Below are 18,022 nucleotides of genomic sequence, written 5' to 3' on the forward strand. Positions count from 1 at the left end.
TAAAAGCTACGCCTTTTTTCTGGAACTTCCCGCCAAAGAGTTTGGGGGTTCTTAGTGTCGTCTTATCCACTGCTCGCGCGCTAGGTCGCCGTGCTGGCATCGGCATCCTGCTTCGCTGCCGCCTGCACATTGTCGATCTGGTACTGACGGGCGGCTGCCACGGCCACCGACGGGTCGATTTCACCGTCGCGGGCCAGCGCCTCCAGCACCGCGACGACGGTCGACTCGGCGTCGGTGTTGAAGTAGCGCCGGGCGGCGGGCCGGGTGTCGGAGAAGCCGAACCCGTCGGTGCCCAGTGTCACGTAGGTGCCCGGCACCCAGGGGCGGATCTGCTCGGGGACCGCACGCATCCAGTCCGACACCGCGACCACCGGGCCGGCGGTATCGGCGAGCGCCTTGGTCACGTACGCCTCGCCCGTCGGCTGGCCGGGGTTGCGCAGCCGTTGCTTCTCAACGGACACCCCGTCGCGGTTCAGTTCGCCCCAACTGGTCACCGACCACACGTCGGCGGCCACGTCCCACTCGGCTGCCAGCAACTCGGCCGCCCGCAGCGCCTCGGGCATCGACACGCCCGAGGCCAGGATCTGCGCCTTGCTGGAGCGTTGTTCGGTGGCCGCGCGGTACCGGTAGATACCCCGCAGCACGCCCTCGGGATCGAAGTTCTCCGGCTCGGGCGGCTGAACGTAGGGCTCGTTGTAGACGGTGATGTAGAAGAACACGTTCTCCGGGTTCTCCCCGAACATGCGGGCCAGTCCGCTTTCCACGATGTAGGCGATCTCGTAGGCGAAGGCCGGGTCGTAGGACACCACCGCCGGGTTCGTGGCGGCCAGCAGCAGCGAGTGGCCGTCGGCGTGCTGCAGGCCTTCGCCCGTCAGCGTGGTGCGGCCCGCGGTGGCGCCGAGCAGGAACCCGCGCGCCATCTGGTCGCCCGCGGCCCACAAACCGTCGCCGGTGCGCTGGAAACCGAACATCGAATAGAAGATGTAGACCGGGATCATCGGCTCGTTGTGCGTCGCATACGACGTGCCGGCCGCGATGAACGAGCCCACCGCCCCGGCTTCGTTGATGCCCTCGTGCAGGATGTGGCCGTCTTGGCTTTCCCGGTAGGCCAGCATCAGTTCGGCGTCGACTGCGGTGTAGAGCTGGCCAAGGCGGTTGTAGATCTTCAACGACGGGAACCAGGAGTCCATCCCGAAGGTGCGGGCCTCGTCCGGGATAATCGGGACGATCCGGGGGCCAACCTCCTTGTCGCGCAACAATTCCTTGAACGTGCGCACCGTCGCCATGGTGGTGGCGACCTCTTGGCTTCCGGATCCCTTCTTCAGGGCGGCATAGGCATTGCGGCCGGGAAGCTTCAGCGCCTTGGACTTGGTCCGGCGCTCGGGCACGAAGCCCCCGAGGGTGCGGCGCCGGTCGAGCATGTACCGGATCTCCGGGGCGTCCGGGCCGGGGTGGTAGTACGGCGGCAGGTAGGGGTCTTCGTCCAGCTGGGCGTCGCTGACCGGGATCCGCATGGCGTCCCGGAAATACTTAAGGTCTTCCAGCGCAAGCTTTTTCATCTGGTGGGTGGCGTTGCGGCCCTGGAAATGCGCGCCTAGCGAATAGCCCTTGATGGTCTTGGCCAGGATCACCGTCGGCTGCCCCTTGTGGTCGACGGCAGCTCGGTAAGCCGCATAGACCTTGCGGTAGTCGTGGCCGCCGCGCTTGAGGTTCCAGATCTCGGAATCGGTCATGTTTTCCACCAGCGCCTTGGTGCGCGGGTCGCGGCCGAAGAAGTGGTCGCGCACATAGGCGCCGTCGTTGGCCTTATAGGTCTGGTAATCGCCATCGGGTGTGACGTTCATCAGGTTGACCAGCGCGCCGTCCTTGTCGGCGTGCAGCAGGGCGTCCCATTCGCGTCCCCACACCACCTTGATCACGTTCCAGCCGGCTCCGCGGAAGAACGACTCCAGCTCCTGGATGATCTTGCCGTTGCCGCGGACCGGGCCGTCGAGGCGCTGCAGGTTGCAGTTGATCACGAAGGTCAGGTTGTCCAGGCCTTCCAGCGCCCCGATGTGTGCCAGCCCGCGGCTTTCCGGCTCGTCCATCTCGCCGTCGCCCAAGAAACACCACACGTGCTGGTCGGAGGTGTCCTTGAGGCCGCGGTCGTGCAGGTAGTGGTTGAACCGCGCCTGGTAGATGGCGTTGAGCGGGCCCAGGCCCATCGAGACGGTGGGGAATTCCCAAAAGTCGGGCATCAGCCGCGGATGCGGGTAGGACGGCAACCCGCCGCCGGGGTGGCTGTGCTCCTGGCGGAAGCCGTCCAACTGGTCGGCCGTCAACCGGCCTTCCAGGAACGCGCGTGCGTAGATCCCGGGGGAGGCGTGGCCCTGGATGAAGATCTGGTCCCCGCCGCCGGGATGCGATTTGCCGCGGAAGAAGTGGTTGAAACCGACCTCGTAGAGCGCCGCGGACGACGCGTAGGTCGAGATGTGACCACCCACGCCCACCCCGGGCCGTTGCGCCCGATGCACCATGATCGCCGCGTTCCATCTGATCCAGGTCCGGTAGCGGCGTTCGACGTCCTCGTCGCCCGGGAACCACGGCTCCAGCTCCGTCGGGATGGTGTTGACGTAGTCGGTCGACGTCAGCGCCGGGATGGCCACCCGTTGTTCGCCGGCGCGTTCCAGCAGCCGCAACATCAGGTAGCGCGCCCGCGGTGGGCCGGAGCGCTCCAGCATCTCGTCGAAGGACTCCAGCCATTCGGTGGTCTCTTCGGGATCGATGTCGGGCAGATAGGATGCCACGCCCTCGCGGATGACCCGAACGCGGTCGGGTTCGCTTGCGCTGCTTGGGGTTTTGGCCAAATCGTGGCGGGCGAACTCGGTGGTCACGCGCTACTCCTGGAGTCGGCGGGTGTGCTGCTTGGGACGCGTCGGTGGTCCGTCCCCCTATCGTGCCGCACCGACGTCACGGACGGATAGCCGCCGCCCGATCGGTGCCGCGGGATCGGGGTGGCCGGAGGCCTCGGTGGAGCGTCGCGGACAGTTGACGCCCCGACCCGGTAACGTCACTAGCCGTGCTCATCGGATGGCGTGCCGCCGCTGGCCGGCACGTGGGGGTCGTCGCCAGTCTGAGTGCCAGGCGAGTCGCCCAGGTCTGCGGTTGCATTGCGGTGCTGCTGATGGCAATCCTGGGGTGTACCAGCGTCACCGAGGGCACCGCGACCCCCGACACCAAGGTCGCTCCGGCCTACCGGTCGTCGGTGTCGGTGTCGCTGTCGGCCTCGTCGGCGACGTCCAGTATCCGCGAATCCCAGCGGCAACAGTCGCTGACGACCAAGGCGATCCGCAGCACCTGTGACACGCTGGCAACCACCAGCAAGGACGCCATCGACAAGGTGAATGCCTTTGTCGCGGCGTTCAATGCCGGCCGCAGCACCGGGCCGACCGAGGGCCCGGCCATCGAAGCGCTCAACAACAGCGCCTCATCGGTGACGGGCAGTCTCAACGACGCGCTGTCGCGGCAGATGCGCGACGCGCTCAACGCCTATGCCGATGCGGCGCTGGCGGTGGCGAATGCCATCGGCGTCCACGCACCGACGGGCGAGTTCAACCGGCGAGTCGATCAGCTCAACGACACCAAGACCAAGGCGCTGAAAATGTGCATGGCCTCCTATTGAGGCGGCGTTATCGGCTCGATGGCATTTGTGCGACGATAGTGCCCATCACGCGTCGTGTGGCTGAACAAGGGAGGTTCCACGGTGGTCGCGGCGGATCACGCCCCGAGCTACGCTCGCAAACTGGGCATCCAACGAGACCAAGTCGTCCAGGAGTGGGGCTGGGACGAAGACGCCGACGACGACATCCGCGCGGCGGTCGAGGAAGCCTGCGGCAGCGAGCTGCTGGATGAAGACACCGACGAGGTCGTGGACGTCGTGCTGCTGTGGTGGCGCGATGGCGACGGCGATCTGGTGGACACCCTGATGGACGCGATCAGCCCGCTCGCCGAAGACGGCGTGATCTGGGTGCTGACCCCCAAGACCGGCCGGCCCGGCCATGTGCTGCCCGCCGACATCGCCGAGGCGGCGCCCACTGCCGGGTTGATGCCGACCTCGTCGGTCAATCTCGGCAATTGGAGCGCCAGCCGGCTGGTCCAGCCGAAGTCACGGGCCGGGAAGCGCTGATGCTCGACGTCGGGGCCACCGCTCCGGACTTCACGCTGCGCGACCAGAATCAACAACCCGTCACCCTCAGCGACTATCGCGGCGTGAAGAACGTGCTGCTGGTGTTCTTCCCGTTGGCATTCACCGGGATCTGTCAGGGTGAGCTGGACCAACTGCGTGACCACCTGCCGGAGTTCGAGAACGATGACAGTGCGGCACTTGCCATTTCGGTGGGCCCGCCGCCGACGCACAAGATCTGGGCGACGCAGAGCGGGTTCACCTTTCCGGTGCTGTCCGATTTCTGGCCGCACGGTGGGGTCAGCCAGGCCTACGGCGTGTTCAACGAGCTGGCCGGCGTCTCCAACCGCGGTACCTTCGTCATCGACCGGTCGGGGATCATCCGCTTCGCCGAGATGAAACAGCCGGGTGAGGCCCGCGATCAGCGGCTGTGGACTCAGGCATTGGCGGCGCTGCGAGCCTGAAGGGCCTGAAGGTTTGGGTGGTTGGGCCGCGGGCGGGTAGCCTGCTGCGGACCCCCGGGATTCAAGGGCGCGTAGCTCAGTGGTAGAGCTCTGGTTTTACACACCAGCGGTCGGCGGTTCGATACCGTCCGCGCCCACCGATGGATGCAGGTCAGGGTGATATTGGTCAATTCGAACATGACGGCGAACCCCGTTGCGCCAAGACTGTGCCAGCTGGGTTCGCACGTCCGTACTGTCCGTTCCCTTGGGCGTGCGCCGTCATCTATGGCCGGGTGCGTGCGATGACCGGATACACGGTCGTTGTTCCGCTTCGGCCCTTGATCTCTACTTGAGCGGGCTGGCCCCACACGTATTGCGCCTCCACGGCGGTATGCACGGCATCGGTGACCATCACGGACGCGCGTCCGGCCCGTCCGGCGATGCCGGCCAACCGGAACGCCACGTTGGTCGCGTCGCCGATGACGGCCTCGACCGATCGTGTCATCGCGGCGATCGCGGCGGTGCCCTGTACCACTCCCCAGCCCATCCGGATCGGCGAACCGTGCGGGTCGCGCAGTGGGAGTTCGGGCCCGATTTCTTCGACCTTCTGGTTCGCCGCTAGCGCGAAGTCGACCGCTAGCTCGTTGGCTTGGGGAAGCGTCTGCAGTTCCCAGACCGCATACAGCGCATCACCGGCGTAATGATTGAGCGTGCCGCGGTGGGCTCTCAGCAACGTGCCCAGCTCGTGCCAAAGGTGGTTCAGGCTCTGCGCGATAAGTCTGTTGTCGGTGATCTCGGAGATCGTCGAGTAGTTGATGATGTCCCCGACCACCATCACCATGGTCGACTCGAAAATTCGAGCCTCGGTCAGTTTTCCGACGGTGTTCGGGACCGTCGTGAACCGGTCCGATCGGAAGGTGAGCGCGACGTCGCCAATCCTGATCTCGTCGTTGGGCTTGATCGCAACCAGCACGGCTCGTTCCAGGCGCGCGCCATTGAGCAGAGTGCCGTTGGTGCTTGTATCGATTATGAATGCCTGGTCGGTGACGGAGTCCAAACGGATCTCGCAATGGTTTCGCGAGATGCCCGGCTCGCGTAACACCAGCCGGCGATTTTCGCGGATCCCCGCGCACTCGCGGCCGATGAAGAGTTGATCGAAGATTGCCACTCTGCGCTCGCCGCCGTCGGCCTGGACGACGAGATGGGCCCGCGGTTCGCGCTCCCAGTCGGTAACCACGGTTACAAGCTAGTCGCACTTCTACGGCTGGACGTGTCCAAGTTTGCGTGAAATTCCCGGCTCTTCTGCCTGAACCGGGTCGACGTACCTGTTCACGCGATGCATGCGCCCTTTTACTCACATGCCGAGCTGCTGGCTGCACAGGTAGTAGTAGAGACCTTGCCGCGCCATCAGTTCGTCATGCGTGCCGCGCTCGACCAGCCGACCCTGCTCGAGCACGATGATGATGTCGGCGTCGCGTACTGTGCTGAGCCGATGAGCGATCACAAATGACGTGCGCCCCTGCAGCAGTTGGTCGAGGTTTTCCTTGACGGCCCGCTCGGACTCGGTGTCGAGGGCGCTGGTGGCCTCGTCGAAGACCAGCACCGGTGGACGGTGGTAGACGGCACGCGCGATCGCGATGCGTTGACGCTGGCCGCCGGACAGCAGCAGCCCCGATTCGCCGATCCGTGTTTGGTAGCCCATCGGTAGCCGCTCGATGAAACCCGCGGCGTTGGCGACCCGCGCCGCCCACATCACCTGTTCCGGGTCTGGCTGTTCGGTACCGAAGGCGATGTTCTCCGCGATCGTCGCATCGAACATGTGGTTTTCCTGCAGCACAAAGCCGATCTGGCGGCGTAAGTCGCGCATATCCAGGCTGGTCAGCTCGGCGCCGTCGTAGAGGATGTTGCCGCCCGTCGGCTCCAGCAGCCCGCACAGGCACTTGATCAGTGTCGTCTTACCCGACCCGCTACGACCTACGATGGCGACCCGGGTACCGGGCTGGACATCGAATTCGACCTCATCGAGAACCGGCGCCTGGGCCGGACCGGGATACTGAAAGCTCAAGCGCCGGAAGTGAACATGGCCGGAGATGGATTTCACCGGCGTCAATCCCGAGTGATCCGCACCCTGCTCAGGCTCGTGCTCGAGGACGTCGTTGAGTCGACCGAGTAGGACAACCGTGTGCTGCAGCACATCCCATGACTGCACGACGGTCACGATCGGCTGGTTGGTGAGCAGCACCAGCGCGTTGAAGGTGATCAGTCCCCCCACCGTCAGATGGTGGTGCAACACCTGCAGCGCGCCGAGCCACAAGAAGAGCGCCAGGGACAGGAACGAGATCAGCTGAACTGCTCCGTTGAACAGCATTAGCATGCGATCCGCCCGGTAGACCTTGTCCGAGAGGTCGTTGAACTGATTGAGCATTATGCGGCGCAGCGACTCCTCGGCGCCCATTGCCTTGACCGTCTCGATGCCCCTGATGGAGTCGATTTGTCGGGACTGGTATTTGCCCCAGGACTCTTCGAGCCCCTCGTAGGTGGGCTGCAGGCGCGTCTGGATGTACCACATGAGTGCCCAATACAGCGGCACGGAACTGATCAGATACACGAGTGTCAGACGCCAACTGAAAACGAACATGAAGGCGACGGCAACGACCACCTGAGCGACGGAGGTCAGGCAGATTACTCCCCTGTTTATCGCGATCTCGCGCGCGGTCTGCAAGCCACTGAGCCGCCGCCCAATGTCGCCGATGCGCCGGGCGTGGAAGTAGCTCATCGGCAGGGCCAGTAGCACCTCGGAAAGCGTGTCCAGGGTCTCTCGGTCCACCCGCACCGCGATACGACTCAGCAGCAGCCTCTGGACGATCGTGACCGCCACCGACAGCAGCAGCGCGCCGAACATGACCAACACCAGCATGGTGAGTAGCTGCACGTCGTCTGCGCGGATCACCTTGTCGACGATGAACTTGCTCAACACCGGAATCAGCATCGAGCCGGCGGCGGACAGAAAGGCGAGCGCAACCGCGATGAGCAAGGTGCGCCGGTAGGGCTTGAAAAACCCGAGGAACCAGCCGAGACGCGAACTTTCCTCCGGGACCTCCAGCAGGGCCTCGGTAGGGGCGAAGAAGGCCGCGTAGCCCGACCAATTCGCCTCCAGTTCGGTTCGCTCCAACCGGCGGCGCCCCCGAGCCGGATCGACCACCCAAGCGTGCCGGGCATTGACGTGGTACAGGACGAGCCAGTGGTTGTTCGCCCAGTTCAAAATCGCCGGCAGCGGCATCGTGTCCAGCCGACTCTTGGACACCTTCGCGGCGCGTACTTTGAACCCGAGGGACTCCGCGCCCTGTCTGATGCCTAGCAGACTCGTACCGTCAACGGCGGTGCGCACTGCCTCGCGCACACGCACGGATGACACGTTGCGGCCGTAATAACGGCACACCATCGCCAGGGACGCGCCACCGGCCTCCGTCGCGTCGTTCTGCAGTATCACGGGAAAGCGGCGGATGCGCCTGTCGGGACGCGCAAAACCATCGAACTGCTCGATTTCAATGTCGGCTTGCGCTCGTAGCGGGTACGGGGTCGCAGCGGCACGAGTCTGTTCCTCGCTGAGAACTTCGGGCCCGGCGGCATCCGCCGGCAGCAGCTCGTCAGCGAAGTCGAGCGGCACGTTTGCGACGGAGCGGTAGTCGTAGGCGGAGACACGCTGCTCGATGTGTTCCCGAAACCGCGGATGCTCGGCGACCAGCTGGGCAAACAGCTGCGGCTCGAGCGCCCACAGCTCGCAATCGCTGACGGCCTCCACGCTGGCAGTGCGATCGGTACCACGCAGCAACGACACCTCGCCGAAGAAATCGCCGCGTCGCAAATACATCCGCTGTTCGCGGACACCGGCGTGATCTATATAGGCGCGCAGCCGGCCGTGCCGCACGACATACATCGGGCCCGCCGGCTCACCCTGACGAACCACCAGCTCTCCGGCACTTACCGAGGAGGCGATCAGCCCGTCCAACAGCACCCGCATTCCCTCGGGAGGAAGGTCAGCGAAGGCGGTGTATTGACGCAAGAAATCGCGCAGCTCGTGGCGCCGGATGTGCAGGTCGACATAGCGGCCCACCTCCGGCTCGCTACGGACCAACGCCTCGAACACCGCGCGGTCCAGCCGCAGCGCCTCCATCGGGCTGGAAGCGCGTACCGTAGCCGTACGCCGCCGTTCAGGCTCCAGCAACGCACGTTCACCGAAGACGTCACCAGAGCGCAGAACGTTGAGCGGGAGTTCCTCTCGGTTATCACCGGCCTTGATCACCCGCGCGGTACCGGACTGGATCACGAACAGCGCGTTTGCTTCATCGCCTTCGGCGACTATCACCTCGCCGAAACCGAACTGCACACGAGTGAACGACGCTTCGACCAGCCGGCGAACGTCTGCCGGCATCAGCTCCAGCAGCGCGACCCGGCGCAGCTCGGCCGGGGCGCTGGGCGCGTGCGCACGGTCAGAGACGCTCATGCCAGTTCACGTGGCGGTTGACCTCGGCGGCCAGCGCGCGCTTGATGACCGTCTCCTCGGCGCGTCGGCGCACCATCGCGTCGTCCAGGCTCGGGGCGACCCGCCGCACGACCAGGACCAGCTGATGACCGCTGTCGGTGGCTACCGGGCCGATGAGTTCGCCGGGACTTGCCGCGAGCAACCTCGTGCGCAGTGACGGCTCCGCATCGTCGAGCAGCAAGCTGATTTCGCGCAGCTCCGCTTTCGCAGTGTTGGCGACATCGGCCAGCGCACGGCCATCCAGGCGCACGCACAACGCCGCCTCCCGTAACACCATCTCGTCGCTGTGAATCAAACGCCGCAGGTCCAGACGCGTCCAGCCGACTTGGTTGTCGGTGATCTCGGCGGTCAGTGCTTCTTTGCGCAGTTGATCGGAGCAGAAGCGCTCACGCTCTTCCGGCAGCGCTGCCAGTTCGTCGGGTGACAAGGTCAGGGGCTGATCGCGCAGATGCACCGCGATCTCTTCGGCCATGGTGTGCGCGTATGCGGCTAACTGTCCCGAGCAGATGCCGTGTACCCAGCACGCGCGCTCGACCACGTCTGGCGACACCCCTGCGGCGTCACCGGAAGGCTCCAGCAGCGAGCGCAACATCTCGCCTTTCCACTCGTCGACAGTGACATCATGTCGCTCGAGCCACTCCTCGAGCTCGTCGGCGGTCAACAAGTTGTGCCGGTGGCGGAAGCTGTCGGCGGCGGCCTGCGCCTGCGCCGTGCCCGGCAGCGCGCCAGCCTCGACAAGTTCGCGCTCACGGGCGAGCAGCGCACCGACCCGCTGCTGTAACGCTGGCCATTGTCCGCGGGCACGAGCCCACTCGACCACCTCGACCCAGGTGAAGCAATGGCCCCCGGCGTTAAACACCCGCGCGCTGCGGGCGGTGCTCAGGCTCATAGCGCCTCCCGAACGACGAAGTCGGCACCGAGTGTAAAGGGTACATGCGGAAACCGTGCTGCACGCGACTCCGGCAAGATTGGTGCACATCATTGCGAGCGGATTGCGGCCAACCGTGGGGAGGTCCTCGGGCGGTCGTAGGGGTTCCGGTGACCTCGACACCCCGGATGCGGTCAGGTCCCGGGAACAGATGCTTCGCAGCTGACTGGTTAATCTGCTCCACAACAGGTTTGGCCGACATGGCGGTGTTGTTGCCGCGTTGATCCACCCGAGTATCCGTCGCGTTCCACCAGCGACCTCGTCGCGCAGCTGCTCAGCACTGGCACATCGATCGAAATCCTATGCATGCCTATACATTTGGCGGTCTGCTGGCGGGACCCCGGCATCCTGTGCCGTCCGCGCCGCCGCGGGAACGTCTTGCCGAATTGCCTGCGCCTACATATTTCTTGGGTACACTCTGCACCGACCAAAGGCGCAGTGCGATACGTACAGCGCCGGAACCCGAGATGGTTCATGCGCCCGAAAGGCGTCACACCCGGAAAGGGGCGTGCGCGAGGTGACGGAGATGCGGGCGGTCGTAAAGCAAGGGCGTACGGTGCAGATGTGCCGGGTGCCGGTGCCCGCGCCGGAACCGGGCGAGGTCCTGATCCGGATCGAGGTTGCCGGTGTGTGCCGCACCGACGTCTTCGTCGCTCAGGGAAGGCTGTCATGTGCGGACCCCGTGATTCTTGGCCACGAGTTCGCCGGCGTTGTCGCGGCGGGCGGGGACAATGACGGGTTTGCTACCGGAGACCGGGTGGTGGTGATGCCGGCGATCCCATGTGGCGCATGCCGCCGATGTGTCACTGGCATGCCGGAATGCTGCCCGCACTATCAGTTCCTCGGAGTAACGCGGCACGGAGCCTTTGCTGAGTACATTGCCGTGCCGGCCGCGGTGGTCCATCATCTGCCGCAGGCGCTGTCTTTCACCGAAGGTGCCTACGCCGAACCGGTATGCGCCTCGCTTGCCGTGCTGAAGGCCGGCATTCAGCCCGGGGAGCGCGGACTGATTTATGGCGACAGCCGGATCGCAGAGCTGACCAAGCGCGTGCTGGTGGCTGCCGGCTTCTCGACCGCCGAGACGTGCCGGATGGACGCGTCGGCGCCGCTGGAAACGGATGCCTACGACTTCGTCATCGAGACTGAGCCGGTCGCGGCGGCCTTCGACGAGATCATCCGGGTCTTACGTCCCGGCGGCCGCATCGTCCTCAAGAGTCGGCCCCCCGCTCCGGTGGCAGTCGATCTGGCGGCGGCCGTGCGTAAGGAGGTGGTTTTCGAGGCGGTGTCGTACGGTTCGTTCACCGAATCCCTTGAGTTTCTGCGTCGCCACGACCTGGACGACCTATTCGACGACGCTCGCCCCTTAGAGGACTTCGCCGAAGTGTTCGCCACTGACGACGTCGGTGAAAATCTCAAAAGCTTTCTAACTCCCTTTCCGGGTGATGCCAACTGGGTAACATCACGACACATCGACAAAGACGAAGCTCTGCTTGATACCGCGGACGAACTGTCGTCCTTGTCGACACCAAAGTTCGCGGAGGGTTAACCGAGCCCTCCGGGATAACTCCGCGCCGGGCCGCCACGTAGGGCGTGCCTGAGGCAATCGGTGGCATCGACGCAGGTATCCTCGCCGCTGGCGGACCTGGCGCAGCGGATCAGGCCGTTGGTAGCCGATCTGGTTTGAACACCGAAATCGCCTCGTGGTGTGGGACTTTCGCGCCGGTGGTGATCCCTCTGCCCCGGGCGGAGTGCCGATATGAAACCGCTTGGTCACCGACACCCCGATCGCAACGGCTATCGCTGGGGTAATTGACCAGTGCCATAAGGTATTTCAGTTGAGAAGGTGTATATCACCTCCGCGATTGCGCCGGTAACCGATGACGCCGGCCGGATGAAGCCTTTCCGACAAGGCGTGGCTGATCGGCTCGGAGCTGTTCCCAGATGTGAGCGGGCGCTTTCTCGGCGGTCGAAGATCTTCGTTAAGCATCGCAATCAGCTCTACCACACCGTGATTCGTCGTTACGCGAGCTTGGGCGGACTGGCGTCGCTTGCCGGACGGGCCCAGCGGTTGGCCGACCGTACTCGGGGTGTCCAGATGTTCGGCGAGGCACTCGTCGTCGGCATCGCTCTGGATAAGGCTCATCCGCTTGCCGCCAGGGACGAGGCAGTTCGGTTGGTCCGAACCACCGCAGATCCGGCGAAATCTTGTGGATCAACCGACCCGACCAAACACCGGAGGGCGCTCAGCAAACACCGTTTAACGGAGCCTCATTCAGGTTGAAAGGGTCCGCCAAGATCGTCCGTCATCACCTGACATCGTTCAATCACGGTCTCGCAGCGTGAATCGTGAATAGCTTCCTTCCGGCAGCGCCAGCGCCAGATAGTGACCATCTTCAGTGAGCAGCAGACCCGCGTCGATCAGATCGGCGAGCACGCCCGGCAGAGTATCTGGGCCCCCGTGCTTCTCGGCAAGGGCCTCAAGGTGGGCCACGCCGTGCACCCTGTCGCATGCGAGAAGCACCTCACGGTGCAGCCCGTCGAGCACATGATGCGGTCGGCGCGCTGCGGGCCGAAGATCCCTTATCGACAAGTGATTTTCGTTGTCGACGTATAAGAGCTCGCTTGTTGAGTGGTTCTGGGCCCACGCATCGAGTTGCTCGAGCAACGGGGCTGTGTAGTGGTGGACCTGCCGCCCGTCTGCGTAATCGAATCGGAAAAAGTAGGCCAGGTTTGCGATGGCCGGCGCCGGCAAGTCGTACAGGTGCTCGTAGGCCAAATGCGGTCTGACGTTGGTGATGCCGAAGTCCTGCGCCTGTTCGAAGTAGGGGCTGAACCGGTCGAGTCGAATTGGCGCCCTCATACCCGGCGGTTGCAGATGAGTCAGCAGGGGCACCAATGCTGCACACTGCTCGTAATCGCGGGCCGTTTCACCGGGAAAGCCCCAAATCACATTCCACGCCACATCGATGCCCAATTCTCTGCACCACTTGAGCGTCTGGATGTTCTGCAACATGGTGACGCCCTTGCGCATCAACCGCAGGATGTGGGTGCTCAGGCTCTCGATGCCCGGTTGCACACAGATGACACCAGCGTCACGCAGCACGCGCAGTTGATCCTTGGAGACATTCGACTTGATCTCGTAGAAAAGGTTCAGATCTGTGACGCTATCGCGCAGCAGAGGAAGAAAAGTCCGGAAGTAGCTCGTGTCGAGGATGTTATCGACGACACTGATTGCGCGGCCGGGGTAGCGTTGATTCAACGCCATCAGCTCGTCGAGCGCGCGCTGCGGTCGTTTGCTGCGGTATGCCATGCTTAAGCCGTTGAGACCGCAAAACGTGCAGTGGTGTTTGGCGCCCCACCAGCACCCCCGCGACGTCTCAAACGTCACCCGAACGGGCGCCGGGGCGACGTCAGATTCGAAGTGCAACTGTTGGAAAAAGTCGTCATAGTCCGGGTAAGGCAGTGCATTGAGGTCAACAAATCCGTTTTGCTCGTTCGATGGTGCCGTCGAAGGCTCGTCGGCCAGCGAAAGGGTCTGGCGAGTCAGGACGCCAGGTAGGGCCTCAATGGACTCACCGGCCAGGACTCGAAGCACCAGCTGCGGGAACACCGCGTCTGCCTCACCCGACACCACCGCGTCGAGGAAGTCGAACTGGCGCACCACCTCGTTGCCCATGGCGCCTTCGACGTTGGCGCCGCCGATCAGAAGAAACGTTTCCGGGAGGGCCTGCCTAACCCGTGATGCCAGTGCCAGGGAAGCGATCTGCTGCTGAAACACACTGGTGAAGCCGAGAATCCGCGGACGGCGGCGCACCACTTCGTCGATGCAGTCGTCGAGGAAGGGCGCCACCGCGACGTGGGCGCGCAACACTTCCTCGATGAACTCCTCGCGCTCCGGTGCATCAGCCGCGAAGCGGTGCGAAGACCAAAAGTCATCACTGCGTGAGCCGCGCCCGCGATCCCGTAGGACCTCCTCCACGTAGGCGGCACTGTCTAGGCGCCCCGGTCCCCACAGCGCTTCGGCGAACAACCACTCGCCGACCAGCGCCGTAAGCCGCGGCGTCCCATTAGCGAGCTCGAAATACAGCTGCGCCCCGATCTTCGCTGCGAATGGGAATGTGAAATATCTAACGGCGCAGCTAATTCCGGCCCGGTTGAGACCAGCCTTCAGCAGTCCGAGCGCAATGGAGGGATCGCACAGCGAACCGAACGGCATGCTGACGAGAAGAACATCGTGATCCGCGGCATCGCGGTTTGATGCGGCCTTCGTCAGCGACTGGTGCTCCACGCAACCCCTACCCTGCTCGCCCATAGAGAGGATACGTCGCGCGGTGCGACTAGAGGTAGCGCTCCTCAGTTTCGTGTGGAAATTCGCTGATCTCGTAACCGGCAGAGGCGGGATTCGGAGTCAGCTGAACGATCCGTGCAGACCGCCCTCCCGGGTCACGATGATGACCCAATATGGCGCTGTCGAGAACCTGGTCCACCCGGAACATCCCACCAGTCGGTGAGCGGAACCACCGTCGTCGACGATATGGATAGGCCGTCATCGCCCAGGTGATGTCTGGCGGCGTGCTGAATTGGCGCACGAACATCCGTTACGCCACAATGACGATCCAGGAGTCCGGGTCGGCCATCATCAGTTCTGAGACCCATGACGCCAAACGGGATGCCCACCTTCGGCTTTTGCGATGGCGGGAGGACGACGAGCTCAATTCCAGGAGATGCGGCACGACTCGCGGGGAAAATTGGGATGAATATCTTGGGAATTAGTGGCTTTGAGAATTCGATGCCGTTCAAGAGAGCCCACTGGCCATCGCTCGACGAACGCGAGTATCGGATCTCGCAGGGACATGATTCCGCGGCGGCCCTGGTCGTCGACGGCCAGGTCGTGGCCGCCGCGGCAGAAGAGCGATTCAATAGGGAAAAGCACAGCCCACGGTTCCCGGTCCGGGCAATCGAGTACTGCCTAGCGGAGGCCGGCCTGGCGCTCGCGGACGTTGACGAACTGGCGCACGGGTTTGATTACGAACCCTACCGGCCCCTGTTCTCGCTCGACCCGGTTGCCTCGGAGCTGTACCGCGAAGTCTATTCCCGCGAGGCACTTCTCCGCCTCGTCGAGCGAGATCTGAAGGGCTTCCCTGCGGACCGGTTCCATCACGTCGGCCATCACCAAGCGCATGCGGCGAGCGCCTACTTCACGTCAGGGTTTGACGAATGCCTGGTCGTGGTCATCGACGGCATGGGCGAGGTGGTTAGCGCGACCGTCTATCGAGCGAGTGCGGGAGGGTTAGAGAAGCTTCACGAAATCTCGGCGGCCCACTCGATCGGGATCCTGTATTCACTCGTGACGCTGCACCTCGGCTTCGAGTTCGGGGCCGACGAATACAAAATCATGGGACTGGCGCCGTACGGCGATCCGGAGCGGTTCCGCTCGTTCTTCGAACACGCGATTGACCTGCGTCCCAACGGTTCCATCCGGATTCCCCCGCTCACTCTGAACGAATCGCGCGAAGAGCGGGAGAACCAGCTGGTCACACGCCGCTATCTCGCTGAGCATCTTGGTCCGCCGCGAATGCCGGACGACCCGATCACCGACGACCACCGGGACGTCGCCGCGGCCTTGCAGGCCGGCCTGGACCGGGCCATGGAACATCTCTGCGGGCACTTCCGCCGACAGACCGGCTTGCGAAAGCTGGCGATGGCCGGCGGCGTCGCGCTCAATTGCACGGCGAACGGCAAGCTGCTTCGGTCCGGCCTTTTCGACGACATCTACGTTCAGCCCGCTGCGGGTGACGACGGATCTGCGCTGGGGGCAGCTCTGCACCGGGCTTCGTTGCATCATAAGGATTTGCCTAATCGACGATTCCCGGTTCCGTTTCTCGGTCCCGCCCATTCGCACGACGCAATCGAATCAGCGATCTCCGGCGCGGCAGATCGGATCGAGGTGGAACGGTTCGATGGACTGGAGGCGGCGTGCGAGCGCGCGGCCGACCTGATTCGGGATGGTCGGGTCCTCGCGTGGTACCGGGGCCGGATGGAGTTCGGCCCGCGTGCCCTGGGGCACCGCAGCATCCTGGCGGATCCCGGACACCCGGAGATGCGCGGTCGCATCAACTCCATGGTCAAGATGCGTGAAGCGTTCCGGCCGTTCGCTCCGGCGGTGACGATCGAGCAGGTGCATCGCTGGTTCGAGGTCCCGCCGATGACCGAGCTTCCGTACATGATCATCACCGTGGACGTGCGACAAGAACATCGTGCCCAGCTTCCGGCGGTCACGCACGTCAATGGTTCGGCTCGGGTACAGACGGTTAGCTCCGGGGACAATGCGTCGTTCCACACGTTGCTTCGCGCCGTCGGCCGCACAACAGGTCGAGAAATGGTCCTCAACACAAGTTTCAACGTGAAGGGGCAACCGATCGTGAATACCCCCGCAGAGGCCCTGGAGACATTCCTCAGAACGGGGATCGACTTCTTGTTCCTGGAGAACACCCTTATCAGCCGTTCCCGGTAGTCGAAACCGGACCGCGAAGAGACGGACCTCGGCTCCGCGCTACGGCACTCGGCGCGCACCAGTGGCTACTTCAATACCATGCGCTTCAAAATGAAAAACCACAGTAAACTTCATCCGGCGTTTGCGCTCAGGCAACCCGAAAATCTGATAGTGAATAGCTCCAGTGGGATTCTGACACCCTTCGTGCGACTGCTGGCCGACCGACCGATCAGGAGGACCGATGCGCACCGATGACCAGCTCAGCCTGCGGCCAGCCCTCGCGGCGGTCTCAAAGCTCGCGTAGGCGGCGTCCAGTGCTTTGGGTCAGGTGAGCCGGCCGGGTTTGGAGGGCCGGGTGGGCCCGGATGCGGCTGAGCGGGCTCGGCTGGATGGGTGGGGTAATCGGGCGGTGTTGAGCCGGTCGGGGGGTGTGTCGGTGTCGGTTCCGGTGTTGTTTGCTGCGCAGGTGGCTCGGACTCCGGATGCGGTGGCGGTGCGGTTTGAGGGTCGGTCGATGACGTATCGGGAGCTCGATGAGGCCGCTAATCGGTTGGCGCACTTGCTGGTTGCTTATGGTGCGGGGCCGGGTGGGTTTGTGGCGCTGGTGTTTTCGCGTTGCGTTGAGGCGATTGTGGCGATGGTGGCGGTGCTCAAAACGGGGGCGGCGTATCTGCCGATTGATCCGGCGTTGCCCGACGCGCGGATTGGGTTCATGGTTGACGATGCCGCGCCGATCGCCGCGGTCACCATGGGCGGGTTGTGTTCGCGGTTGGACGGGCATGAGTTGGTGGTGATTGATGTCGATGATCCTGCTGTGGGCGCCCAATCCGGTACCGCGTTGCCGGCGCCGGGTGGCGATGAGATCGCTTATTTGATCTATACCTCGGGGACCACGGGGGTGCCTAAGGGGGTGGCGGTGACCCACCGCAATGTGACTGGGCTGTTTGACGGTCTTGAGGTGGGTGTGCGGTTGGGGTCGGGGCAGGTGTGGGCGCAGTGTCATTCGTATGCCTTCGACTTTTCGGTGTGGGAGATCTGGGGTGCGTTGTTGCATGGCGGGTGTTTGGTGGTGGTGCCCGAGTTGGTGACGCGGTCGCCGGAGCAGTTTCATGCGTTGCTGGTTGCCGAACGGGTCAGCGTGTTGAGTCAAACTCCTTCTGCGGTGGGGGTGTTGGCGCCGGAGGGGTTGGAGTCGGCGGCGTTGGTGGTCGCTGCGGAGCCCTGCCCGGGCGGGCTGGTGGATCGTTGGGCGCCGGGGCGGGTGATGGTCAACGCCTACGGTCCGACCGAGACGACGGTCTATGCGTCGATCAGCGCTCCGTTAGAGGCGGGTTCGGGGGCGCCGCCGATTGGTGTGCCGGTGCCGGGGGCGGGGTTGTTTGTGTTGGATGGGTGGTTGCGGCCGGTGCCGGCGGGTGTGGTGGGGGAGTTGTATGTGGCCGGTAGCGGGACA

10 protein-coding genes, 1 tRNA gene and 1 pseudogene are annotated in these 18,022 nt (G+C 64.1%); 7 read left to right on the forward strand and 5 right to left on the reverse strand.

Features of this window, described 5'->3' with window-relative positions:
• Positions 1 to 80: 80 nt before the first annotated feature.
• Positions 81 to 2,873, reverse strand: coding sequence for a pyruvate dehydrogenase (acetyl-transferring), homodimeric type (aceE, locus tag AWC07_RS13615; RefSeq protein ID WP_036411459.1), 2,793 nt, complete (start codon positions 2,871 to 2,873; stop codon positions 81 to 83).
• A gap of 185 nt (positions 2,874 to 3,058) precedes the next feature.
• Here aceE and AWC07_RS13620 point away from each other — a divergent pair, with 185 nt between their 5' ends.
• From AWC07_RS13620 to AWC07_RS13635, 4 genes are all read left to right on the forward strand, one after another.
• Positions 3,059 to 3,661: a hypothetical protein gene (locus tag AWC07_RS13620; RefSeq protein ID WP_139829687.1), complete on the forward strand. Its 603-nt coding sequence runs from the start codon at positions 3,059 to 3,061 to the stop codon at positions 3,659 to 3,661.
• 81 nt (positions 3,662 to 3,742) lie between these two features.
• Positions 3,743 to 4,165: a DUF3052 domain-containing protein gene (locus AWC07_RS13625; RefSeq protein ID WP_036411471.1), complete on the forward strand. Its 423-nt coding sequence runs from the start codon at positions 3,743 to 3,745 to the stop codon at positions 4,163 to 4,165.
• Positions 4,165 to 4,626 (forward strand): peroxiredoxin, encoded by a 462-nt coding sequence (locus AWC07_RS13630; protein WP_036411457.1) that lies wholly within the window; start codon positions 4,165 to 4,167, stop codon positions 4,624 to 4,626. Before AWC07_RS13625 ends, AWC07_RS13630 begins: the two co-directional genes overlap by 1 nt.
• Before the next feature lie 65 nt (positions 4,627 to 4,691).
• Positions 4,692 to 4,763 (forward strand) — tRNA-Val (locus tag AWC07_RS13635).
• A 125-nt stretch (positions 4,764 to 4,888) separates the two neighbouring features.
• Here the strand turns inward: AWC07_RS13635 and AWC07_RS13640 are convergent.
• The 3 genes from AWC07_RS13640 to AWC07_RS13650 all read right to left on the reverse strand — a co-directional run bounded on the left by AWC07_RS13640 (position 4,889) and on the right by AWC07_RS13650 (position 10,037).
• On the reverse strand, positions 4,889 to 5,842 hold the full coding sequence (locus AWC07_RS13640; RefSeq protein ID WP_036411455.1) for an adenylate/guanylate cyclase domain-containing protein: 954 nt from the start codon (positions 5,840 to 5,842) through the stop codon (positions 4,889 to 4,891).
• 117 nt (positions 5,843 to 5,959) lie between these two features.
• On the reverse strand, positions 5,960 to 9,109 hold the full coding sequence (locus AWC07_RS13645; protein ID WP_036411452.1) for a peptidase domain-containing ABC transporter: 3,150 nt from the start codon (positions 9,107 to 9,109) through the stop codon (positions 5,960 to 5,962).
• Positions 9,096 to 10,037, reverse strand: coding sequence for a hypothetical protein (locus AWC07_RS13650; protein WP_036411450.1), 942 nt, complete (start codon positions 10,035 to 10,037; stop codon positions 9,096 to 9,098). Before AWC07_RS13650 ends, AWC07_RS13645 begins: the two co-directional genes overlap by 14 nt.
• Positions 10,038 to 10,584: 547 nt before the next feature.
• On the opposite strand from AWC07_RS13650, the gene AWC07_RS13655 reads away from it, so the two are divergent.
• Complete coding sequence (locus tag AWC07_RS13655) at positions 10,585 to 11,622, forward strand: zinc-dependent alcohol dehydrogenase (protein WP_084293432.1); 1,038 nt, start codon at positions 10,585 to 10,587, stop codon at positions 11,620 to 11,622.
• A gap of 774 nt (positions 11,623 to 12,396) precedes the next feature.
• Here the strand turns inward: AWC07_RS13655 and AWC07_RS13660 are convergent.
• The gene (locus AWC07_RS13660; RefSeq protein WP_167380072.1) at positions 12,397 to 14,364 is read right to left on the reverse strand and encodes a RiPP maturation radical SAM C-methyltransferase; all 1,968 of its coding nucleotides are present in this window, start codon (positions 14,362 to 14,364) and stop codon (positions 12,397 to 12,399) included.
• Positions 14,365 to 14,745: 381 nt separating this feature from the next.
• On the opposite strand from AWC07_RS13660, the gene AWC07_RS13670 reads away from it, so the two are divergent.
• Both AWC07_RS13670 and AWC07_RS13675 read left to right on the forward strand, forming a co-directional pair.
• The gene (locus AWC07_RS13670) at positions 14,746 to 16,590 is read left to right on the forward strand and encodes a carbamoyltransferase family protein (protein WP_167380073.1); all 1,845 of its coding nucleotides are present in this window, start codon (positions 14,746 to 14,748) and stop codon (positions 16,588 to 16,590) included.
• 343 nt (positions 16,591 to 16,933) lie between these two features.
• Positions 16,934 to 18,022, forward strand: a pseudogene (locus tag AWC07_RS13675) (AMP-binding protein); the annotation flags it as partial.

The sequence above is a fragment of the Mycobacterium gastri genome (genome assembly GCF_002102175.1).
Taxonomy (GTDB): Bacteria; Actinomycetota; Actinomycetes; order Mycobacteriales; family Mycobacteriaceae; genus Mycobacterium; species Mycobacterium gastri.